This is a genomic window from Streptomyces sp. NPDC031111 (genome assembly GCF_055570675.1).
The window spans coordinates 126,114-148,677 of sequence record NZ_JBVIGS010000006.1 but is presented as its reverse complement, the minus strand read 5'-3'; the positions used below and the strand labels follow the sequence as shown (position 1 = coordinate 148,677).

15 protein-coding genes and 1 tRNA gene are annotated in these 22,564 nt (G+C 73.2%); 9 read left to right on the top strand and 7 right to left on the bottom strand.

Annotation, left to right across the window (positions count from 1 at the left end):
* Nucleotides 1-11: 11 nt before the first annotated feature.
* On the top strand, nt 12-2,330 hold the full coding sequence (gene secD / locus ACZ470_RS15115) for a protein translocase subunit SecD (RefSeq protein WP_468427337.1): 2,319 nt from the start codon (nt 12-14) through the stop codon (nt 2,328-2,330).
* A gap of 356 nt (nt 2,331-2,686) precedes the next feature.
* On the opposite strand, the gene ACZ470_RS15110 is transcribed toward secD, so the two are convergent.
* On the bottom strand, nt 2,687-4,570 hold the full coding sequence (locus tag ACZ470_RS15110) for an ABC transporter ATP-binding protein (protein WP_468427336.1): 1,884 nt from the start codon (nt 4,568-4,570) through the stop codon (nt 2,687-2,689).
* A 168-nt stretch (nt 4,571-4,738) separates the two neighbouring features.
* On the opposite strand from ACZ470_RS15110, the gene ACZ470_RS15105 reads away from it, so the two are divergent.
* From ACZ470_RS15105 to ACZ470_RS15090, 4 genes are all read left to right on the top strand, one after another.
* Nucleotides 4,739-5,638, top strand: coding sequence for a lysylphosphatidylglycerol synthase transmembrane domain-containing protein (locus ACZ470_RS15105; RefSeq protein ID WP_468427611.1), 900 nt, complete (start codon nt 4,739-4,741; stop codon nt 5,636-5,638).
* 197 nt (nt 5,639-5,835) lie between these two features.
* The gene (locus tag ACZ470_RS15100) at nt 5,836-6,933 is read left to right on the top strand and encodes a mechanosensitive ion channel family protein (RefSeq protein ID WP_468427335.1); all 1,098 of its coding nucleotides are present in this window, start codon (nt 5,836-5,838) and stop codon (nt 6,931-6,933) included.
* 147 nt (nt 6,934-7,080) lie between these two features.
* A complete protein-coding gene (locus tag ACZ470_RS15095) occupies nt 7,081-9,300 on the top strand; it encodes an NADP-dependent isocitrate dehydrogenase (protein ID WP_468427334.1) in 2,220 nt (739 codons plus the stop codon).
* A 125-nt stretch (nt 9,301-9,425) separates the two neighbouring features.
* A complete protein-coding gene (locus ACZ470_RS15090; RefSeq protein ID WP_468427333.1) occupies nt 9,426-10,226 on the top strand; it encodes an N-formylglutamate amidohydrolase in 801 nt (266 codons plus the stop codon).
* Between the two features lie 27 nt (nt 10,227-10,253).
* On the opposite strand, the gene ACZ470_RS15085 is transcribed toward ACZ470_RS15090, so the two are convergent.
* The 3 genes from ACZ470_RS15085 to ACZ470_RS15075 are packed head-to-tail and all read right to left on the bottom strand — an operon-like array spanning nt 10,254 to nt 12,795.
* On the bottom strand, nt 10,254-10,724 hold the full coding sequence (locus ACZ470_RS15085; protein ID WP_468427609.1) for a hypothetical protein: 471 nt from the start codon (nt 10,722-10,724) through the stop codon (nt 10,254-10,256).
* 5 nt (nt 10,725-10,729) lie between these two features.
* Nucleotides 10,730-11,305, bottom strand: a complete 576-nt coding sequence (locus ACZ470_RS15080) for an RNA polymerase sigma factor (protein ID WP_468427332.1) — start codon at nt 11,303-11,305, stop codon at nt 10,730-10,732.
* 59 nt (nt 11,306-11,364) lie between these two features.
* Nucleotides 11,365-12,795: a S8/S53 family peptidase gene (locus tag ACZ470_RS15075; protein ID WP_468427331.1), complete on the bottom strand. Its 1,431-nt coding sequence runs from the start codon at nt 12,793-12,795 to the stop codon at nt 11,365-11,367.
* 166 nt (nt 12,796-12,961) lie between these two features.
* Here ACZ470_RS15075 and ACZ470_RS15070 point away from each other — a divergent pair, with 166 nt between their 5' ends.
* A complete protein-coding gene (locus ACZ470_RS15070) occupies nt 12,962-15,535 on the top strand; it encodes a CHAT domain-containing protein (RefSeq protein ID WP_468427607.1) in 2,574 nt (857 codons plus the stop codon).
* A gap of 135 nt (nt 15,536-15,670) precedes the next feature.
* On the opposite strand, the gene ACZ470_RS15065 is transcribed toward ACZ470_RS15070, so the two are convergent.
* Nucleotides 15,671-17,371 (bottom strand): LuxR family transcriptional regulator AbsR2, encoded by a 1,701-nt coding sequence (locus tag ACZ470_RS15065; protein ID WP_468427330.1) that lies wholly within the window; start codon nt 17,369-17,371, stop codon nt 15,671-15,673.
* Nucleotides 17,372-17,466: 95 nt separating this feature from the next.
* Here ACZ470_RS15065 and absR1 point away from each other — a divergent pair, with 95 nt between their 5' ends.
* The gene (gene absR1, locus ACZ470_RS15060; RefSeq protein WP_468427329.1) at nt 17,467-18,552 is read left to right on the top strand and encodes a beta-glucuronidase AbsR1; all 1,086 of its coding nucleotides are present in this window, start codon (nt 17,467-17,469) and stop codon (nt 18,550-18,552) included.
* A gap of 144 nt (nt 18,553-18,696) precedes the next feature.
* Here the strand turns inward: absR1 and ACZ470_RS15055 are convergent.
* Both ACZ470_RS15055 and ACZ470_RS15050 read right to left on the bottom strand, forming a co-directional pair.
* Nucleotides 18,697-18,770 (bottom strand) — tRNA-Pro (locus ACZ470_RS15055).
* Between the two features lie 62 nt (nt 18,771-18,832).
* Nucleotides 18,833-20,275 carry an MFS transporter gene (locus ACZ470_RS15050; protein ID WP_468427328.1) on the bottom strand — a complete coding sequence of 481 codons (1,443 nt, stop codon included), beginning with the start codon at nt 20,273-20,275 and terminating at the stop codon, nt 18,833-18,835.
* Between the two features lie 355 nt (nt 20,276-20,630).
* On the opposite strand from ACZ470_RS15050, the gene ACZ470_RS15045 reads away from it, so the two are divergent.
* Complete coding sequence (locus tag ACZ470_RS15045; protein WP_468427327.1) at nt 20,631-21,209, top strand: TetR/AcrR family transcriptional regulator; 579 nt, start codon at nt 20,631-20,633, stop codon at nt 21,207-21,209.
* 90 nt (nt 21,210-21,299) lie between these two features.
* Entirely contained in the window at nt 21,300-22,463 is a 1,164-nt protein-coding gene (locus ACZ470_RS15040) for a Gfo/Idh/MocA family protein (RefSeq protein ID WP_468427326.1), read from the top strand.
* The last annotated feature ends 101 nt before the right edge of the window (nt 22,464-22,564 follow it).

The window sequence follows — 22,564 nt, the reverse complement described above, 5'->3', positions numbered from 1 at the left end:
TGGAGGCATCTGTGAAACGTCCCGCCCGCGTCAGGGCGTTGTTCGCGCTCGCCGTGATCGCCGTATCCGTGTTCATCGCCGTCACCGTTCCGGTCCGTCTGGGGCTGGACCTGCGGGGCGGCACCCAGATCGTGCTGGAGACCCGCTCCACCGAGACCCTCGATGCCGACGCCGAGGCCACCGACCGCACCCTGGAGGTGCTGCGCGGCCGGGTCGACGCGCTCGGCGTCGCCGAACCGAGCATCGTCCGTTCCGGTGACAACCGGATCATCGTCGAACTGCCCGGTGTGCAGGACCCGCGGCAGGCCGCCGACGTCCTGGGCCGCACCGCCCAGCTCTCCGTCCATCCGGTGCTCGGCCCCGGAGCCGGGTCCGACAAGACGCTGCCGAAGGGCGAACAGGTCCTGCCCGACGAGGCGGGCGAGCGGCTCCGCCTGGGCCCGGCCTCGCTCACCGGCCAGGACGTGAAGGGCGCCGAGGCCCTCTTCGACCAGCAGGGCGGCGCCGGCTGGCACGTCACCGTCGACTTCGAGGACGGCAAGGGATGGGCCCGGCTGACCGGTGAGGCCGCCTGCCATCCGGCGGGGGACCCTCAGCGCCGGGTCGCGATCGTGCTGGACGACAAGATCATCTCCTCGCCCCAGGTCGACCCGTCGGTCGCCTGCGGCGCGGGTATCACCGGAGGGTCCACCCAGATCACCGGGTCCTTCACCAGCGAGGAGGCCAAGGAGCTCGCCCTGCTCGTGCACGGCGGTGCCCTGCCGGTGCCGGTCGAGACGGTGGAGCAGCGGACGGTGGGCCCCACGCTGGGCGCCGAGGCCATCGAGGCCAGCGCCTGGGCGGCCGTCGTCGGCACCGCCCTGACCGCGGTCTTCATCGTCGTCGTCTACCGGCTCATGGGTGTGCTGGCCACGCTGGCCCTGCTCTGCTACGGCCTCATCTCCTACGCCGGTCTGGCGGCCCTCGGCGCGACCCTGACCCTGCCCGGTCTCGCCGGTTTCGTGCTGGCCATCGGTATGGCGGTGGACGCCAACGTCCTGGTCTTCGAGCGGGCCCGGGAGGAGTACGGCAACCGCAACCGGCCCAGCGGCCGCTCGGCGCTGACCGCCGGTTTCCGGGGTGCCTTCAGCGCCATCGCGGACTCCAACGTCACGACCCTGATCGCGGCGGCGCTGCTGTTCCTGCTGGCCTCCGGTCCGGTGAAGGGCTTCGGTGTCACGCTGGGCATCGGTGTCCTCGCCTCCATGATCAGCGCGCTGGTGATCACCCGGGTGCTGGCGGAGTTCGCGGTGGCCCGCCGCTGGGTGCACCGGCGCCCCGGGGTCACCGGTCTGGCCTCCATCGGCCGGGTGCGCGCCTACCTCACCCGCCGTGATCCGCAGCTGATGCGGCGCCCGCGCCGCTGGCTGGCGCTGTCCGCCGTGGTGCTCGTGGTCGCCGGTGCGGGCATCGCGGTGCGCGGGCTGAACTTCGGTGTGGAGTTCACCGGCGGGCGGCTCATCGAGTACTCCACCGGTACGGCCGTCGACCCGGACCGCGCCCGTGAGGCCCTGGCCGACGCCGGCTTCCCGCAGGCCGTCGTGCAGTCCTCCGGGGACAACAAGCTGACGGTGCGCACCGAGGAGCTGACCAACGCGCAGGCGGTCGAGGTGGCCGACGCCGTCGGGGAGATCGGCGACGGGGCGGAGAAGGTGCGCGACGAGCTGATCGGCCCGAGCCTCGGCGACGAGCTGCGCCGCAACGCGCTGATCGCGCTGGGCCTGGCACTCGGCGCCCAGTTGCTGTACCTGGCCTTCCGGTTCCGCTGGATGTTCGGGGCCGGCGCGGTGAGCGCGCTGGCCCATGACGTGATCATCCTCACCGGCGTCTTCGCCTGGCTGGGCAAGCCGATCGACGGCGTGTTCCTGGCCGCGCTGCTCACGGTGATCGGCTATTCGGTGAACGACTCCGTCGTGGTCTTCGACCGGATCCGCGAGCTGTGGCGGAAGGACGGCAAGGCACCGCTGGCCCAGGTCACCAACCGGGCGATCCTCCAGACGGTGCCCCGCACGGTCAACACCGGTATCGGTGTGATCTTCATCCTGGCCGCGCTGGCCCTGCTGGGCGGTGACTCGCTCACCGACTTCGCGCTCGCCCTGCTGATCGGCATCGGCGTCGGCACGTACTCGTCGGTCCTGACCGCCTCGCCGCTCGCCATCGAGCTGGACGGGCGCGCCGGTGACGGCAAGGGCGGCCGGGGCCGCGGTCGTGGCCGCGGCGGTGCCCGGCCGGCCAGGTCCGCTGCCGGGGACCGCCAGGACCGCGCCGGGGCCGGCACACGGGCCCGGTGAGAGCACGCGGAGGGAAGGACCGTCACCTCCGGACGGCCCTCCCCTCCGCGGAATTCCGGTGCCCTCACGCCGACACCGGCACCTCGACGCTCGCCATCGAGCAGGACCGGCGCGCCGGTGACGGCAAGGGCGGCCGGGGCCGCCATCGGAGCCGCGCGGCCGGGCCGGCGAGGTCCGCTGCCGGGGACCGCCGGGGCCGGCACGCGGGCGCGGTGAGAGCCGCCGGTGTCCTCTGGAGGGTCCGAGCAGTCGCGCACGGCATGCTCCCCGCTGCCTCGTGGGCGCGGGACGAGCATCCGCCGGGGGACCCCGGAGAGCACGCACCGGGCGCCGTGAGACCCGCCCTCCGGGCGGACCTACGCCGCCACCGCGTCCTCCGACTGCTGTTCGAACTGGGTGCGGTACAGCTCGGCGTAGCGGCCGTCCTCGGCCAGCAGCTCCTCGTGCGTGCCGCGTTCCACGATCCGGCCGGCCTCGACCACCAGGATGAGGTCGGCGGCGCGGACGGTGGACAGCCGGTGCGCGATCACGACCGCCGTCCTGCCCGCCAGCGCCTCCGTGAGCGCCTCCTGCACGGCCGCCTCGGAGGTGTTGTCCAGGTGGGCGGTGGCCTCGTCGAGGATGACGACGCGCTGGCGGGCCAGCAGCAGCCGGGCGATGGTCATGCGCTGGCGCTCCCCGCCGGAGAGCCGGTAGCCGCGTTCGCCGACCACCGTGTCGAGGCCGTCGGGCAGGGACCGTACGAGGGCGTCGAGGCGGGCCCGGCGCAGGGCGCCCCACAGGTCGGCGTCGCTCGCGTCGGGGCGGGCCAGCAGCAGATTGGCGCGGACCGTGTCGTGGAAGAGGTGACCGTCCTGGGTGACCATGCCGAGGGTGGCGCGCAGCGACCCGGCGGTCAGGTCGCGGACGTCGACCCCGCCCACGCGTACGGCGCCGGCGTCGACGTCGTACAGCCGCGGCAGCAGCTGGGCGATGGTGGACTTGCCCGCGCCGGAGGAGCCGACGAGGGCGACGGTCTGCCCCGGCTCGGCGCGGAAGGAGATGCCGTGCAGGACCTCGTCGCCGCCGCGCGGATCGAGGGTGGCGACCTCCTCCAGGGAGGCCAGGGAGACCTTGTCGGCGGACGGGTAGCCGAAGCGGACGTCGTCGAACTCGACGGAGACCGGGCCCTCGGGCACCTCGCGGGCGTCCGGCTTCTCCCGGATCAGCGGTTCGAGGTCCAGCACCTCGAAGACCCGCTCGAAGCTGACCAGCGCGCTCATCACCTCCACCCGTGCCCCGGCGAGCGAGGTGAGCGGCGCGTACAGCCGGGTCAGCAGCAGTGCCAGCGCCACGACGGCGCCCGGCTCCAGGGTGCCGCCGAGGGCGAGCCGGCCGCCGAGGCCGTAGACCAGGGCCAGGGCGAGGGCGGAGACGAGGGTCAGCGCGGTGATGAACACCGTCTGCGCCGTGGCCGTACGCACGCCGATGTCCCGCACCCGGCGGGCGCGCACCGCGAACTCCAGCGACTCCTCCTCCGGCCGCCCGAACAGTTTCACCAGGGTGGCGCCGGGTGCGGAGAACCGCTCCGTCATCCGGGTCCCCATGGCCGCGTTCAGGGCGGCGGCCTCACGTTGCATTCCGGCCATGCGGCGGCCCATGCGCCGGGCCGGGACCACGAAGACCGGCAGCAGCACCAGCGCGAGCAGGGTGATCTGCCAGGACAGGGTGAGCATCACGGCGAGGGCGAGCACCAGGGTGACCAGATTGCCGACGACGGTCGACAGGGTGTTGCTGAAGGCCCGCTGGGCTCCGATGACGTCGTTGTTGAGACGGGAGACGAGCGCTCCCGTACGCGTACGTGTGAAGAACGCCACCGGCATCCGCTGCACATGGTCGAAGACCGCGGTCCGCAGATCGAGGATGAGTTCCTCGCCGAGCGCCGCCGACAGCCTGCGGCCGAGTACGCCGAGAACCGCCTCCACGACCGCGATCAGCGCGATGAGCAGCGCCAGCCGGACCACCGTGCCCTCGTCGCCGTCCGAGACGATGGTGTCCATGACGCGCCCGGCGAGCACGGGGGTGGCGACGGCGAGCGCCGCGGTGGCCGTGCCGAGGAGGACGAACAGGACGAGACGGCGGCGGTGCGGGCGGGCGAAGGCTCCGATGCGGCGCAGCGTCTCCCGCGTGAGGGGGCGGTGTCCGTCCTCGGCGGTCATGACGCTGCGCAGCTGTGTCCACGCTGTGGTCTCCATGCTCATGACCGCGACAGTAGGACCTCAAGCATGATTGAGGTCAAGGGCGGCGCGGCGCCGCTCCCCCGGCCGCTGCCCAGCCGTAAGGGGACGTCCGGCCTGTCGCAACCCGTGGTTGGCGCCGGCCCGACATCCTCGGTGGACGTGACCGCTACGATCCGCCGGATCCTGTGTGTGCTGCCGCTGCTGCTCGTGACCGTGGTCGCGGTGCGGCACCGGTCGGTGCTGGCCGAGGGCTTCGCCCAGCTGACGACCGCCCGCTGGCCCTGGCTGCTGGCCGCGGCGGGCGCGACCTGTCTGACCTGGGTGGCCGCGGCGTGCACCCGGCAGGGCGCGGTCGTCGAACGGCTGCCCGGCGGACGGCTGCTGGCCACGCAGTTCGCGGCGGGCGCGGCGAACCATCTGCTGCCGACGGGCCTGGGCGCGAGCGCGGTCAATCTGCGGTTCATGACGGTGTGCGGGCTGCCGGCGGCCCGCTCCTCGGCCGCGCTGGCGCTGTATCTGCTGGCGGAGTCCGTCGGCCGGGTGGGGCTGCTGGCGGTCCTGCTCGTCGCTTTCCCGGGTGCGCTGAGCCCGGGTTCCCTGCTGCCCGAGGGGGCGTTCGGTCCGCTGCTGCTCGCGGTCGGCGCGGTGCTGGTCGTCGCGGCCGGCGTGCTGGCGGCCGTACGGCGGCTGCGGGCGGCGGTGAGCTCGTTCCTGCGGACGGCGCTGGGCGAGGCTCGGTCGGTGCACGCCCTGCCCTCCCGGGCGCTGGCGCTGTGGGGCGGGGCGCTGGCCTTCCCGGCGTTGCAGGCGGCCGCGCTGGTCCTGGTGGGCCTGTCGTTCGGGCTGACGGTGCCGCCGGCGCACATGGCGGTGGCGTATCTGGCGGCGACGGTCGCCGTGGCGCTGGTGCCGACCCCGGGCGGGCTCGGTTCGGTGGAGGCGGCGCTGGTCGTGGCGCTGGTGGCGGTGGGCGGGGCCGCCGCCGCGGCCACCGCGGTGGTGCTGGTGTTCCGGGTCATCACCGTGTGGCTGCCGCTGCTGCCGGGGGCGTTGACGCTGGGTGCGCTGGTGCGGCTGAAGGTGATCTGACCGAACCGCCGTTCACGCAGCCGTGGGACCGAGGCCGGTACGAACTGCCCTGCGGGATACGGCAGGATGAGCGATCGCGCCGACCGCGGGTCAGGGACGGTCGGCGCGACGTACATCCCGTAGAAATCGAGCAGGTGACGACACGTGACACGACTTCACATACGGCCGTCGGCCGGGACCTTCGCCGGAGGTGAGCGGTGACCCGCGCACTCACCGGCCACGACCTGCTGTTCGCCGGCATCGCCGTCACGGCGGGCCTGCTGGCGGCGTTCCTGCTGCGGATGCTGCTGCGCTGGCTGGGCCGGCACGCCGACCGCACCCGCTGGCGCGGGGACGACGTCCTCGTGGACGCGCTGCGCATGATCGTGCCGTGGGCGGCCATCGCGGGCGGCGCGGCCTCCGCCGCGGCGGCACTGCCGCTGACCCGGACCGTGCAGCACAACGTCAACCAGATACTGACGCTGCTGGTCATCTTCGCCGCGACCGTCTCGGCGGCCCGGGTGGTGGCGGGGCTGGTGCGCTCGGTCACCCAGTCCCGCTCCGGTGTCGCCGGGTCGGCGACCATCTTCATGAACATCACCCGGATCCTGGTCCTGGCGATCGGCTTCCTGGTGGGACTCCAGACGCTGGGCATCTCGATCGCCCCGCTGCTCACCGCCCTCGGCGTCGGCGGTCTGGCGGTCGCGCTGGCGCTCCAGGACACGCTCGCCAACCTGTTCGCGGGCATCCACATCCTCGCCTCCAAGACGGTGCAGCCCGGCGACTACATCCGGCTGAGCAGCGGCGAGGAGGGCTATGTGGAGGACATCAACTGGCGGCAGACGACCGTCCGCGAGCTCTCCAACAACCTGGTGGTCATCCCCAACGGCCAGCTCGCCAAGACGAACATGACGAACTTCATGCGTCCCGAGCAGCAGCTGACCATCCTGGTGCAGGTCGGGGTGTCGTACGACAGTGACCTGGAGCAGGTCGAGCGGGTCACGACCGAGGTCGTCGCCGAGGTGATGACGGAGATCACCGGTGCCGTGCCGGAGCACGAGCCGGCGGTGCGTTTCCACACCTTCGGGGACTCCCGCATCGGGTTCACGGTCATCCTGGGCGTCGGCGAGTTCAGCGACCAGTACCGGATCAAGCACGAGTTCATCAAGCGGCTGCACCGGCGCTACCGCGACGAGGGCATCCGCATCCCCTCGCCGGCCCGGACGGTGGCGCTCCAGCAGGGCACGGTGGTGTTCCCGCAGCAGCGCGACAAGGAGTCCGAGCCGGACGACATGACCGCCACCCGGCCGATCTGAGCGCCCCGGACCGGGTGATCTCCCGCCACACGGGCACGATCGTGGCGGGAGGTCGGCCGGAAGTCGGCACGGACCCCTGTCGAGCCCCGGTCGATCACGAGATATCTTGATGTCGAGCAATGTTGCAGACGTGGAGCGGAGCACCCGGTGACTGACTCGACCATCATCTACACACACACTGACGAGGCCCCGGCCCTGGCGACGTATTCCTTCCTGCCGGTGGTCCAGGCGTACGCCTCGCAGGCGGGTGTCACCGTGGAGACGCGTGACATCTCGCTGGCCGGGCGCATCATCGCCGTGTTCCCGGAGTACCTGACCGAGGACCAGCGCATCCCGGACGCCCTCGCCGAGCTCGGTGAGCTGGCGAAGACGCCCGCGGCCAACATCATCAAGCTGCCGAACATCTCGGCGTCGATCCCGCAGCTCAAGGCCGCGGTCGCCGAGCTCCAGGGCCAGGGCTACGCGCTGCCGGACTACCCGGACGACCCGAAGACCGACGAGGAGCGCGAGATCCGCGCCCGCTACGACAAGGTCAAGGGTTCGGCCGTGAACCCGGTCCTGCGTGAGGGCAACTCCGACCGCCGCGCCCCCGCCTCGGTGAAGAACTACGCCAAGAACCACCCGCACCGCATGGGCGCCTGGACCCCCGAGTCCAAGACCAACGTCGCCACCATGGGCGCGGACGACTTCCGCTCCACCGAGAAGTCGGTCGTCATCGCCGAGGACGGCGCCCTGCGCATCGAGCTCAAGGGCGACGACGGCACCACCACCGTGCTGCGCGAGTCCGTGCCCGTCCTGAAGGGCGAGGTCGTCGACGCCTCCGTGATGCGCGTCGCCGCGCTGCGCGAGTTCCTGACCGCGCAGATCGCCCGCGCCAAGCAGGAGGGCGTGCTGTTCTCCGTGCACCTCAAGGCCACGATGATGAAGGTCTCCGACCCGATCGTCTTCGGCCACGTGGTGCGCGCCTTCTTCCCGAAGACGTTCGCGCAGTACGGCGACAAGCTCGCCGCGGCCGGCCTCAGCCCGAACGACGGTCTGGGCGGCATCTACAAGGGCCTGGAGGCGCTGCCCGAGGGCGCCGAGATCAAGGCGTCCTTCGACGCCGAGCTCGCCGAGGGCCCGGCGCTGGCGATGGTCGACTCCGACAAGGGCATCACCAACCTGCACGTCCCCTCGGACGTCATCGTCGACGCCTCCATGCCGGCCATGATCCGCACCTCCGGCCACATGTGGGGCCCGGACGGCCAGGAGGCCGACACCCTCGCGGTGCTCCCGGACTCCAGCTACGCCGGCGTCTACCAGGCCGTGCTGGACGACTGCCGCGCCAACGGCGCCTACGACCCGTCCACCATGGGCTCGGTGCCGAACGTCGGTCTGATGGCGCAGAAGGCCGAGGAGTACGGCAGCCACGACAAGACCTTCGAGATCCCCACCACGGGTACGGTCCGCCTGGTCGACCAGAACGGCGAAGCCGTCCTCGAACAGACCGTGTCCGCCGGTGACATCTTCCGCGCCTGCCAGACCAAGGACGCCCCGATCCGCGACTGGGTGAAGCTGGCCGTGACCCGCGCCCGCGCCACCGGCGACCCGGCGGTGTTCTGGCTGGACGCCACCCGCGCCCACGACGCCAACCTGATCGCCAAGGTCGAGCAGTACCTGCCGGAGCACGACACCGAGGGCCTGGACATCCGCGTCCTGTCCCCGGTCGAGGCGACCAAGCTGTCGGTGGAGCGCATCCGCCGCGGCGAGAACACCATCTCGGTGACCGGCAACGTGCTCCGCGACTACCTGACCGACCTCTTCCCCATCCTGGAGCTGGGCACCAGCGCCAAGATGCTGTCGGTCGTCCCGCTGATGGCGGGCGGCGGCCTCTTCGAGACGGGCGCCGGCGGCTCGGCCCCGAAGCACGTGCAGCAGCTGGTCAAGGAGGACTACCTGCGCTGGGACTCCCTCGGTGAGTTCTTCGCCCTGGTGCCGTCCCTGGAGCAGTACGCCAAGACCACGGGCAACGCCCGCGCGCAGGTCCTCGCCGACACCCTCGACCGCGCCACGGCGACCTTCCTCAACGAGGACAAGTCCCCGACCCGTCGCGTCGGCGGCATCGACAACCGCGGCAGCCACTTCTACCTGTCCCTGTACTGGGCGCAGGAGCTGGCCCGGCAGACCGACGACGCGGACCTGGCCAAGGCCTTCGCCCCGCTCGCCGAGACGCTCGCGGCCAATGAGCAGAAGATCGTCGACGAGCTGATCGCCGTACAGGGCAAGCCGGCCGAGATCGGCGGCTACTACCAGCCCGACCCGGCCAAGGCCGCCGAGGTCATGCGCCCGTCCACCACGTGGAACGAGGCCCTGGCGTCCCTGAGCTGACGCGAGCCCCTCGGTTCCGCCCCGGCCGGCGATGTGCCCGGCCGGGGCGGAGCCGTGTCCGTTGTCAGTGCCGTGTGGCATCTTGATCATGCCGTGCACCACTGACAACGCCTTGGAGCAGCTGAATGACCGATGTGCCGCCGTCCTTCGAGTTCCTGTCCGGCGACGCGGACTCACCCGTGATCCTCCACGTTCCGCACTCCGCCCGGGAGATACCGGCCGACGTGCGGTCCGGGATCGTTCTGGACGACGCCGCGCTGGAGCGGGAGCTGGACCACATCACCGACTCCCACACCGCCGCGATCGCGGAGGCGGCGGCCCGCGCGGCCGGGGTCGCGCCGTGGCGGTTCGTGAACCGGCTCTCCCGGCTGGTCGTCGATCCCGAGCGGTTCCCGGACGAGCGGGAGGAGATGCTGGCCGTCGGCATGGGCGCGGTCTACACCCGGACCACGCACAAGGACGTACTGCGGCCCGACGGGTTCGATCCCGAGCCGCTGATCGAGCGGTACTTCCGGCCGTACGCGCGGGCGATGACCGAGGCGGTCGCCGATCGGCTCGCGGCGACCGGGCGGGCCGTGATCATCGACGTGCACTCCTATCCGAGCGCGCCGCTGCCCTACGAGCTGCACGGCGACGGGCCCCGCCCCGCGGTCTGCCTGGGCACCGACTCCTTCCACACCCCGCCCGGACTGCTCGACGCCGCCCGGGAGGCGTTCGCGCCGTGCGGGGAGACGGGGCTGGACAGCCCGTTCGCCGGGACGTACGTGCCGCTGGAGTTCTACGGGAAGCGGGCGGAGGTGTCCGCGCTGATGGTGGAGATCCGCAGGGACACGTACATGGCCGAGCCGGGCGGGCCCGCGGGGCCGGGCCTCGCCGGACTCGCCTCGGCGCTCGCCGCGCTGGTCGACGCGGCCTCCTCCCGCTGACCCGGAGCCGTCCGGACGGCGGCCGGGTCAGGCGCGCAGCCACTCCGTCACGACCACGTCCCCGCCGGTGCGCAGCCGCAGGGCGAACGGGCCGGAGGGCGGGGTGGCGGAGGTGAAGCGGCCCATGTCGTCGGCGGTGAGCGCGGCGGTCGGCTGCGGGCCGCCCAGCACCTCGATACGGGCCGGCCGCGGCGGCAGCACCTGCCCCATCAGCCCCTGCGCGGTCACCTCGACGTCCAGCGTCACCTCTCCCGCGCTGAACGTGAGCATGCGCGGCGCGTCCGTCACTCCCCTGACCGGGATGCCGTCGACCAGGGAGTCGAAGGTCAGCTCGGCCACGCGGGCGTCGAGGTCGTGCAGCGCGTAGGCGTCGACGGCGAGCTGGAGCAGCGCCGGCGGCATGGGGTCCAGGACCGCCGCCGCCTGCCGGAGCTCCTCCTCCAGCAGCCCGTTGTCGAGGTCGTCGTCGAACGTCTCGCGCTCGTTCATGTCGCTCATGTCGCTCATGTCGTCCCCCGTGCCTCGAGCCGGGCCCGCAGCCGGCGCAGACAGCGCTGGCGCAGCGGCCCGATGCTGCCCACCGCGATGTCGAGCGCGGCGGACACCTCCTGATAGCTGGGCGGCGGCGAGGCGATCAGCACGCGGAGCAACTGCCTGCACCGCTCGCCCAGTTCCTCGAACTCCTGCCACAGCCGCCGCACGCGTTCGCTCTGCGCGGCCGCCTCCTCCGCCTCCAGCAACGACTGTTCCGGCGTACCCTCCTCGCTGACCCCGTCCAGCAGCTGCGGATCGTCGGTCAGCACCAGCCGACGCGCGTTCCTGTGCACCTTCAGGCACTCGTGGCGCGCGGTACTGGCCAGCCAGGAACCCGCCTTCTCCGGTTCCCGGATCCGCCCCAGGTGCTGGGCGAAGCGGAACCACACGGTCTGGTAGACCTCGTGCGCGTCGGCGTCGGAGAGCCGGTGCGCGCGCACCACGGACCACACCAGTGGGCCCAGCCCTTCCACGATCGCCTTCCAGGCCGCCGCGTCACCGTCGACAGCGGACCGGACCAACGCGCCGACTTCAGTACGCTCCACGGTCCCACCCCTCGTGTACGGCACGTCATCGTACGCCGCGGAGGGGATGGTTCCGATCCTCATGCCCGTGCGGAGGGGGGTGAGACCTGCACGGGGCGCCAGGTGGGCGGCAGGAGCGCGGGAACGTGCGCCCCGCGCACTTCCGCGAACTCGGTGTTGCCGTCCATCAGTTGCCGGCGGGCCTTGCGCGGGTCGGTCTCCGCGTGCGCCGTCATGTGGGCGGCGACCATGCCGACGGCGACGGGGGTGGCGAACGAGGTACCGCTCCACTGGGCGAGCCCCTCGAACATCACCTGGTCCGGCTTGGCGGACCCGCCGTCCTCGCTCAGTACGCCGGTGTGGCGCGGGTGGTGGCAGGTGCAGGCGTAGGTGAATCCGTAGCGGCAGGCGTCGTAGGTGGAGTGCTGGTACACGTACGGTACGGGCGTGTCGAAGCCGGTCAGGGCGCTGGTGAGGCGCTCGCCGGGGGCGTACGCCTTGACCCAGCCGCCGTGGTTGCTGAAGCAGGCCCCGAACTCGCCGTCCCCGCGCAGCGCGCCGACGGACAGCACGGCGTTCTCGTAGCCGGGCAGGTCGGCGTAGGCGGCGGGCCAGAAGGGCGTCGCGCTGCCGTTGTTGCCGGCGGCGGCGACCAGCAGGGTTGGCTGCTCGCGCAGTTCGCGCATGAAGGCGTCGACGCCGAGGAGTCCGTCGGTGCGGCCGTTGGAGGTGCCGGCGGAGAGGCTGATGACGTCGGGCCAGCCGTCCCGGTCGACGGCCTCGAAGAGCTTCTCGCCGAACTCGGACTCCAGGATGGCGCCGGCGTCGTTGAGGGTGCCGCGGACGGTGATGTCGGTGTTGGGCGCGACGGCGGCGACGAGTCCGGCGATGAACGTGCCGTGCCCGCGGTACTGCTGGAGGACCCCGTCCTCGTCGCACTCGGCGGTCTCGGCGTCGCCCCGGGTGTGGGCGAGCAGCGGGTAGGAGCGGTGGTCGCGCATCAGGCCGGTGTCGACGACCAGGACGCCGATGGCGCCGGCCGGGTCGTGCGCGGCCTCGGCTGCGGCCGGGTTGGGCCGTGCGCCGGGCGCCACGGGCACGGGCTCGTCGCCTGGACAGGCGTTCACCGCGATGGACACGACGTGGTTGCGGCCGACCAGCCGGCGCCCGGCGCGGCCCTCGGTCGCCGAGAGCGCGCGCAGTGCGTTCGCCACCGCCGGGTCGCCGCTGCCGTCGCCCTGGCCGGGGTCGGCGACCCGGATGCGGGTGATGCCGGAGCGGTTGGTCTCCGGGCTCGCCCGGCGCACCTGCTCCGGGGTGAGGCCGGCGAACGTGGTGAAGTGCCGGCGCACCGTGTCCTCGACGACACGGGCCTCTTCTCCGTCGCGGGCGAGGACCACACCCTTCTCGTAGAGGAACTCGCCCGCGTCGTCCGGCCCCATCGCCAGGGGAACGTCGGGCATGGAGCGCTGGATCTGCGCGAACTGCTCTCGGAATCGCTGTGGTGCCATGGCATGTCCTCCACTGGTGCGACGGCGGCCGGGGCCGCGGAGCTGTCGTGAATGAAGAGCCCCGGAGCGGACGTTTGATACAACGTCACACCTGTGGGGCGTGGTTGCGGACCACTACCATCGTGGGGTGACAGCGGGAAGCGACACGGTCCTGGAACTGCTGCCGATGGTGTTCGCCGCCCCGGGTGAGGCGCTGGCGAGGGCGGAAGAGGTGCTGGGTGACCGTCCCGCGCCCCTGCACGCCTCCGTCGCCCATCAGGTGATCGGCATCTGGCAGCGGGACTTCGGCGACATGCGGCTGGCCCTGACCCATCTGCGGCGGGCCCGGAACTGGGCGGCGCGCGCGGACTCGGCCGAGCGGGAGGCGGACGTCCTCGCCACACTCGGGGTCGCACTGGTGCACGCCGGGCGCACACGGCAGGGCATGGAGGCGCTGCGGCGGGGCGTGGAGCGCGGCACCGGCCACACGCGGGCCCGGGTGCGGTACCGGAGGGCGTACGCGTGGTGGGTGCTGGGCCATCACAAGGAGGCCCTGGAGGACGTACGGCGGGCCATCCCCGTACTGCGGCAGGCCGAGGACGTGATCTGGACGGCCCGTGCGCTGACCCTGCGGGCGACGGTGCATCTGGCGCTGGGGGCGGTGGAGCGGGCGGACGCCGACTTCACGGCGGCGGAGGCGCTGTGGGACACCACCGGCCAGGAGCACGACAAGGCGGACGCCGTGGAGAGCCGGGGGCTGGCCGCGTTCCGTTCGGGCGACGTCCCCGCGGCGCTGCGGCTGCTCGACGAGGCGGAGGAGCGGTACGCCAAGCTGGGCACGCCCACGTTCATGCTGAACATCCGGCGCTGCGAGGTGCTGATGGCGGCCGGGCTTCCCACGGAGGCGCTGGCCGAGGCGGACGCGGCGATCCGGGCGCTGGACGGGATCGGCGGGCAGTCCACCCGCAAGGCGGAACTGCTGCTGGCCGCCGCGCGGGCGGCCCGGCTCGCCGATGAGCCGCAGACGGCGATCGCCCGCGCGGCCCTCGCCGTGCGGCTCTTCGCGGGGCAGCGGCGTACCTGGTGGGAGACGCACGCGCGGCTGGTGCTGATCGGGGCCCGGCACGCGGCGGGACGCGGTTCGGGCCGGCTGGTCGCGGACGCGGCGGCGGTGGCGGAGAAGCTGGTCGCGCTCGGCGCCCCGGCCGCGCCCGAGGCGTCGCTGCTGGCGGGCCGGATCGCGCTGGACCTCGGCTGGACGGCGGACGCCGAACGGCATCTCGCGGTCGCCTCGCGGAGCAGACACGGCGGGCCGCCGCTCGCGCGGATGACGGGCTGGGCGGCACAGGCGCTGCGTGCGCAGGCCGCCGGTTCCTCGCGGGGTGTGCTGGAGGCCTGCCGGCGCGGTCTCGACGTGCTGGACGACCACCGGATGACGCTGGGCGCCTCGGAGCTCAGGGCCCGCGCCACCGCGCAGGGCGCGGAGCTGGCCGCGCTCGCCCAGCGGGCCAGCCTGGTGTCGGGCGGGCCGCGGCGGCTGCTGGTGTGGAGCGAACGCTGGCGGGCGACCGCCCTGTCCGCGCCGCCCACCCGGCCGCCCGCCGACCCCGCGCTGCTCAGCGGCATGACCGCCTACCGGGAGATCGCCGCCCGCGCGGAGGAGGCCCGCATGGAGGGCAAGCCCGTGCCGGCGCTGGAGCGCGAACAGCGGCGCCTGGAACGGGAGATCCGCTCCCGGACGCTGCACATGCGCGGCGAGGCCCCCGACGGCGGCGACCGTTTCGACGTGGGGCGGCTGCTCGCGCGGCTGGCCGACAGTGGCGACGGACAGCTGGTGGAGCTCGCCGTGCTCGACGGGCGCGTGCAGGTGCTGCTCTGCGGGCAGGGGCGGGTGCGGCGGTTCGAGGCGGGGCTGCTGGCGGCGGCGGAGACCGAGGCCGAGCACGTACAGGCGGGGCTGCGGCGGCTGGCCCATCCGGGGGCGGAGTCGCGGCTGCCGGTGGTGGAGGCGGCGGGCCGCCGGCTGGAGGAACTGCTGCTGGGACCGGCCGCGGCGCATCTCGGTGACGGCCCGGTGGTGATCGTGCCGCCGGGGCGGCTGCACCGGGTGCCGTGGGCGCTGCTGCCGTCGCTGCGGGAGCGGGTGCTGAGCGTGTCGCCGTCGGCGAGCAGCTGGCTGCGCGCGAAGGAGACGGCGCCGCCGCGCGGGGGCCGTCAGGTGCTGGTGCGCGGTCCGGGCCTCGCGACGGGCGGTGCGGAGGTGTCCGAACTGGCCGACCGCTACGGCGGTGCGACCGTCCTGGAGTACGACGACGCGACGGTGCCGCGCGTGCTGGGGGAGCTGGACGGGGCGGCCCTGGCGCACATCGCCGCGCACGGCGCGTTCCGCGCGGACGGGCCCCTGTTCTCGTCGCTGCGGATGGCGGACGGGCCGCTGATCGTGCACGACTTCGAACGGCTCGACCGCAGCCCGTACCGGATCATCCTGTCGTGCTGCGACACCGCCCGGTTCGCGACGGTGGGCGCGGACGAACTCCTGGGCCTGGTGACGGCGTTGCTGCCGCTGGGCACGGCGGGGGTGGTGGCGTGCAGCGCCCCCGTCAACGATGCGGCGGTTGTCCCCCTCATGGTGGCCCTCCATATGGGCCTGGGGGCCGGGTTGTCCTTGGCGGAGGCTTTGCGGGATGCGCGTGCCGCGCTGCCGGGGGACGCGGTGCATCGGGCCACGGGGTGGGCCTTCAGCGCCTTCGGGGCTGCGTGATCCCGCCGTCGGCGGCTGCGGGTCGTCGGTGGCTGGTCGCGCAGTTCCCCGCGCCCCTTTGAGGTTGGTCCAGCTGACCCACCTGAAGGGGCGCGGGGAACTGCGCGAGCGACCACGAACCACCCGCAACCGCTGTCAGGCGACTTGGCGGGGCAGGGGCGCGCCCAGCCTGGTGTACGCCCCGTACAGGTGGTTGCCCACCGTGCGGACGGAAAGGGTGAGGCGTTCCGCGATCTGGCGGTTGCTCAGACCCTCCGCCGCCAGCGTGACGATCTGCCGCTGACGCGCGGTGAGTTCGCCGAGGACCAGGCCCGCGAGGGCCGGCGTACGCGCGTCCTCGCAGCGGCGGGCGAGAGCGACCGCACGCGTGCGCGCGGTGCGGGCGGCGTGCGGTTCCCGGTGGGCCGACACGGCCTGCGCGTACGCCTCGGCGGCGAACAGCAGGAAGCCGCGCCGCTGGAGTTCCTCGCCCACCCGGTCCAGTGCGGGTCCGTCGCCCCGCGCGAGGGCGTCCGCGTGGTCGGCGAACACACCGGCGAGCCGGCCGGCGGCGGCCTCCGGGCTGCCGAGGCGTACGGCGTCGTACGGGTCGCCGTCCGCGTCGGGGACCGCTTCCGCGCGGGTGAGTTCCGCGCGGCAGGACGGGTCGGCCGGGTCGGTGCGCAGGCCCTCGCGCGCCCACGCGGCCGCTTCGCGCAAGGCGCCGCGCAGCCGCGCGTACCGGGCCCGCAGCGCCGCGTAACCCGCCGGGACGGGTGCCCCCTCCCCCACGAGCCAGTCCCCCACGGGCGCCCGGTCCGTCGAGACGTCGGCCCGTTCGATCCGCCGGGTCAGCTCCGCCGCCTCGGCGTCCAGGTCGAGGGCGCGGTCCTCGGGCGGGTGGGCGAGTCGGCGGGTCCGGAGCCGGCCGGCGGCGGATCGCAGGACCGTGCCGTGCAGGGGGTGGGCGAGACGGACGCCACCGTGGTCGTCGACGTGCACCAGGCCCTCCGTCTCCAGCCGTTCCAGGGCGGTGAGGTCGAGGTCGTCCGGGTCGAGCGGCCGGGGTTCGGCGAAGGCTAGGCGGTCGAGCGTCTCGCGCTCCCCGGCGTGGGCGCGGTCCAGGAGGTGGACGGTGCGTTCGCGCACGGCGGGGGTCAGCGGCAGCGGCCCCCGCCAGGCCCAGGTGCCGGTGCCCGGCACAGGCGCGTCCCGCCCGTGTTCCCTTATCGCGTCCAGGAGTTCCCGCAGCAGCCGCAGGTCCCCGTCGCACAGCCGGTGCAGCCGGTTCGCGGTGAGCGGCTCGGGGGTGTGGTCCCCGCCGGTGGAGAGCAGCCGCGCGATGTCCTCCCGCGGCAGCGGGCGCAGGGGCAGGCGGGGCAGCAGTTCCCCGGTCCACAGCCGGGACACGGCGGCGGGCACCGGCTCGCCGTCGGTGACGACGACCAGCAGCCGGGTGCGCCCCTGCACGGCGAGCTGGTGGAGCAGCGCGGCGGAGGCGTCGTCGAGCAGATGGGCGTCGTCGACTAGGAGCGTCCGCACTCCGGAGAGGTGGTGCAGCGCGCGGTGCAGGGTGACGGTGTCGGGCAGCAGTGGGGCGAAGGCGGCGAAGGGGAGATGGCGGGCCTGCGGTGTTCCGGTGACCCGGGCGCAGTCCGTGCCCCGTACGGCCTCGGTGACGAGCCGGGTCTTGCCGCGGCCCGCCGGTCCGCACACCACGAGGCCGCGGCGGGGGCCGGTCAGCGAGCGGCGTATCAGGTCGAGTTCGTCCTCCCGGCCGGTGAACGGCCAGGGTGTCCGCAGTGTCGTCGCGTCCTTCTCGTACGGCCCGGTGGCATCGCGTCGCAAGGTCTTCACGAGAACAGGAGCACGGGTACTCACGCCTGATACAGGGGCACTTGAGCAGACCCCGACTCAGGCGCCCGGAGCGTCGGCACGGCAGCCTGGGGTTCATGACCGCTCGTCACTGCTCGCTGCCGCCGCAGCCGGCCCCCGCGTTCGCGCCGGGCCTGGCCGCCGAGCGGCTCGGCGCGCTGGTCGGCGGGCGGCGGCTGTGGGTCAACGGCACCGTGCTGCACTACTGCTTCTTCGGCGGGGACACGGCGGGTTCGGAGATCACCGTGCCCGGTACCGGGCGGACCCGGTGGGTTCCCTGGGGCGGTGCCAAGGAACAGCAGGACGTGGTGCGCGAGTGCTTCGAGGAGTGGCGGGGGCTCGGGCTGGGCCTGACGTTCACCGAGGTTCGCGACCGCACCGAGGCGGAGCTGCGCATCGGCTTCCAGCTCGGTGACGGCTCCTGGTCGGCCGTGGGCAGGGACGCGCTCCGGATCGGGGCGCACGAGCGCACGATGAACTTCGGCTGGGACCTGACCGCGCCCGGGGAGCGCGCGACCGCCCTGCACCAGATCGGGCACGCGCTCGGGATGCTGCACGAGCACCAGAGCCCGTACGCCGGCCTGCACTGGGACGACGAGAGCGTGTACACCGAGCTGGCGGGTCCGCCGAACCACTGGAGCCGGGACCGGACGTACCACAACATCCTGCGCAAGCTGGGCCCGGAGGAGGTCAACGGTTCCGTCTGGGACCCGCAGTCGATCATGCAGGACGCGTTCCCGCCGGGGCTGATACTGGAGCCGGAGCAGTACCGCGGCGGTGTGCACCCGCCGGGCACCCTCTCCCCCGCCGACAAGGAGTTCGTGCTCCGCCGCTACCCGCCGCCCGATCCGCCGCGGCCGCCCGCGCTGATGCCGTTCCGCTCGGTGCCGCTGGGTCTGGGCCCCGGTGAGCAGGCGGACTTCCGTATCGATCCGCTGGAGACCCGCGACTACACGGTGGGCACCTTCGGCGACGCGGACCGGGTCGTCGTGCTCTTCGAGGAACGGGACGGTGAACCCCGTTTCCTCGCCGCCCACGACGACGGCGGTACCCCGCACAACGCCACCGTCGCGGCCCGCCTGGTCAAGGGCCGCCGCTATTACGTCCGGGTCCGCCTGTACTCCGCGTGGGGTCCGGGCGAAACGGCGGTCATGTACTGGTGACCGACCGCCACGGACACCGAGCCACAGTCCGGCGCCGGGGGAGCGGCCGGGGACGTCACCTTCGGGGGAGGGTGACGTCCCCGGCCCATGCGCAACGCCGGGAGCCGTACCGGATGTCTCCGGTACGGCTCCCGAGTCGTTCTGTCGGGACGACAGGATTTGAACCTGCGACCCCTTGACCCCCAGTCAAGTGCGCTACCAAGCTGCGCCACGTCCCGATGCGGTTCGCGCGGTGGACCGCGTGATCACGCAGGTCAACAGTACCGCATCGGGAGGCGGGTCAGCTCCGTGCGGCGGGGGCGGAGGGCTCCGGGGCCGGGGTGGCCGGCGCCGTGGCGGCGGAGGCCGGGCGTCCGGCGCGCCGGGCCGGGACCAGCAGGGCCGCGCCCGCCGCTGCCAGGCAGAGGACGGCGAGCAGGGCGAAGCCCTGGGTGTAGCCGGACTCGTACGGCAGTCCCGAGGGCTGGAGACTGCCGGTGACCAGCACGCTGGTGACCGCGGCGCCGATGGAGCCGCCGATGGTGCGGATGTTGGCGTTCATGCCGGTCGCGGCGCCGGTCTGGTCGACGGGGACGCTGCCGACGATGAGGTTGGCCATGGCGGCGAAGGCCAGTCCGATGCCGAGACCGAACACGCCCGCGGCCAGGGCGATCTGCCACTGCCGGTCGTGCCAGAGGGCGAGGACGGCGCAGGCGAGCGAGCCGAGCGCGGCACCGGCCGTCAGGAGCGCCTTGGCGCCCACCACGGGCTCCAGCCGGCCGCTGAGCACACCGGAGAGGAACATCGCAATCAGCATGGGCAGCATCAGCAGCCCTGCGGTGGTGACGCTCGCGCCGAAGCCGTAGCCGGCCGAGTCCGGGGTCTGGACGAAGCCGGGGAGGAAGGACCAGATGGCGTACATGCCGGCGCCGAAGAGCAGCGCGGCCGTGTTGGTGGTCCACACCGAGGGAAGTCGCATGACGCGCAGGTCGATCAGCGGGCTGCGGGAGCGGGACTCGGCGTACAGCCACAGCACGAACAGGACGACGGCGGCGCCGAGGAGGCCGAGGACGCGGGCGGAGCCCCAGCCCCAGCTGCCCGCCTGACTGAGCGGCAGCAGCAGGGCCACCAGCCAGGCCGAGAGGAGCCCGGCGCCCGTCCAACTGACGCTGCCCTCGGAGCGGTTGGGGGACTCGGGTACGTAGCGCAGGGCGATCAGCGTGGTCACCGCGACGACCGCCACGGGGATCCAGAACAGCCAGCGGTAGTCGAGCGCGGTGACGATCGGGCCGGCCGCCACCATGCCGACGCCACCGCCGGCGGCGATCACGGCGGACAGATTGCTGATGCTGCCGCTCACCCGGGAGGCCGCGAACTCGTCGCGGACGATGCCGAAGGAGAGCGGGAACAGGGCGCCGCCGACGCCCTGGACGACCCGGGCGACGATGAGGACGCCTATGTTCGGCGCGAGGGCGGCGACCAGACAGCCGATCGTCACGGCGACCAGAACGCCGACGAGGGTCCGTTTGCGGCCGATCAGGTCGCCCACGCGGCCGAGGATCGGGGTGAACACCGAGGCGGACAGCAGATACGCGGTCATCACCCAGGTCGCGGTGGACTGCGAGGTGTGCAGCGCGTGCTGGACGGTCGGCAGGGCCGGCGCGATCAGCGACTGGAGCATGGAGAACACGCCGACACCGGTCGCGAGGACCGCGAAGGTGAGGCGGCTGGACGTGCGGGGCATGGAGGGCCTCTCCGAATCCGAACAGGGTGCGGCCGTCGCTCCGCGGCCGGTGTGCCGCAGCGGCCGGGTGCGGGCCGGTGGCGCGCGCGGGCGGCGGCATCGGGCACTCCGGCGGCCGTGGGAAGCGGTCGCGGAACGACTGGCGGGAGGGTGGGCGGTGCGCGTGGCGCAGGGCCCGGTACGGGGTGTCGTACGCGGTGGTACGCAGGGTGGGTACGGAGTGTCGGCGCGTCGGGGCGCGTGCGGCCGCACGCGTCCACGGCGATCGCACCCCGCACTGCTAAAGTGGAGGTACCCCTCCACTGTAGCGGAGGTCCCCCTCCGTTTCAATTCCCAGCCCGTCCGGGAGGCAGCCGTGACCGCCCAGTCGTTCCCCGTCAGCGAGATCGTGGCGTCCCGGCGACCGCACCGGAAGGACGCCGCCCGCAACTACGACGCGCTGCTGGCCGCGGCCCGCGAGGCGTTCGCCGAGCACGGCTCGGAGGCCTCCCTGGAGGACGTGGCACGCCGCGCGGGCGTCGGCATCGGCACCCTTTACCGGAACTTCCCGACCCGCCGGGACCTGTTCGAGAGCGTGTACGCGGGCGAGGTGAACGACCTCTGCCGGTACGCCGAGGAGGTGGCCGGCCGGGAGCCGTGGGAGGCACTGACCGCGTGGCTGCACCGGTTCGTGGACTACACGGTCACCAAGCGCGCCATCCGCGAGGCACTGGACGGCGAGTCGGAGATCTTCCAGGCCTGCCGGGAGTCGATGTACTCGGCGGGCGGCCCGCTGTTCGAGCGGGCGCAGAAGGCCGGACGGGCGCGGGACGACATCGCCTTCGACGACCTGCTGCGGATGGTGGCCGGGATCACCGCGACGAACTTCACCGACGACACCCAGCGCGACCGGGTGCTGGCCGTCGCCCTGGACGGGGTGCGCACCGAGCGCTGAGCACTCTTTGTCCTGTCAAAAGGTTGACATGATCCCCCGTGCGGCTCAGGGTGGGCGGGACAGCACATGGACCGGGCCAGAGAGGCTTTCATGGTGGATGCACTGGGTGTCGCCGTCGTCGGATTCGGCTGGATGGGCCGGGTGCACACCCAGGCGTACGCGCGCGTGCGGCACCACTACCCGCAGCTGGCCCTCCGTCCGGAGCTGATCACGGTCGCCGAGGACGTCCCGGGCCGGGCCGAGGAGGCCGCCGCGCAGTTCGGGTTCGCCTCGACCACCCGCGACTGGCGCGAGGTGGCCGCGGATCCCCGGGTGCGGGCCGTCAGCATCACCGCCCCGAACTTCCTGCACCGCGAGATCGGCGTCGCGATGGCCGAGGCCGGCAAGCACATCTGGATCGAGAAGCCGGTCGGTCTCACGGCCGAGGACGCCCGGGCGGTGGCGGACGCGGTCGCCAAGGCCGGCGTCCAGGGCGCCGTCGGCTTCAACTACCGCAACGCGCCCGCCGTGGAGGCGGCCCGCGAGCTGATCGCCTCCGGTGGGATCGGTACCGTCACCCATGTCCGCATCCGTCTCTTCAGCGACTACGCGGCCCACCCCGAGGGCGCGTTGACCTGGCGGTACGAGCGGGAGCGCGGCGGCAGCGGGGTGCTCGGCGACCTGGCCTCGCACGGCGCCGACCTGGCCCGCTTCCTGCTCGGCGACATCGCCTCGCTGACCGCCGACACGGCGGTCTTCCTGCCCGAGCGGGCCCGTCCGGCGGGCGCGACGGCGGGTCACTCCCGGGCGGCCGGCGGCGAACTCGGGCCGGTGGAGAACGAGGACTACGTCAGCTGTCTGCTGCGGTTCGCGTCCGGTGCGCGCGGAGTGCTGGAGGCCTGCCGGGTGTCGGTCGGCGAGCAGAACAACTACGGCTTCGAGGTGCACGGCACCGAGGGGGCGGTGTTCTGGGACTTCCGCCGGATGAACGAGCTCGGCGTCAGCCGGGGCACCGCGTATCAGGACCAGCCGGTGAGCACGGTGTACGTCGGCCCGGGGGCCGGTGAGTTCGGGGCGTTCCAGCCGGGGGCGGCGAACGCGATGGGTTACGACGACCTGAAGGTGATCGAGGCGTACCGCTTCCTGCGGTCCGTCGCGGAGGGGGTTCCGTACGGTGCGGGACTCGCCGATGCCGTGCACAGCGCCACGGTGCTTGACGCGATGTCACGCTCCGCTCGAAGCGGTGCCTGGGTGACGGTGGACACCCAGGACTGAGTTTTCACGCCCCCGCCGCCCCTTCCCGTCCCGTCCCTGGGGGGGGGGAATACAAAAACACACCCCCCGATTTATCCCCCCCCCCCAAGAAAGGGGAGGAG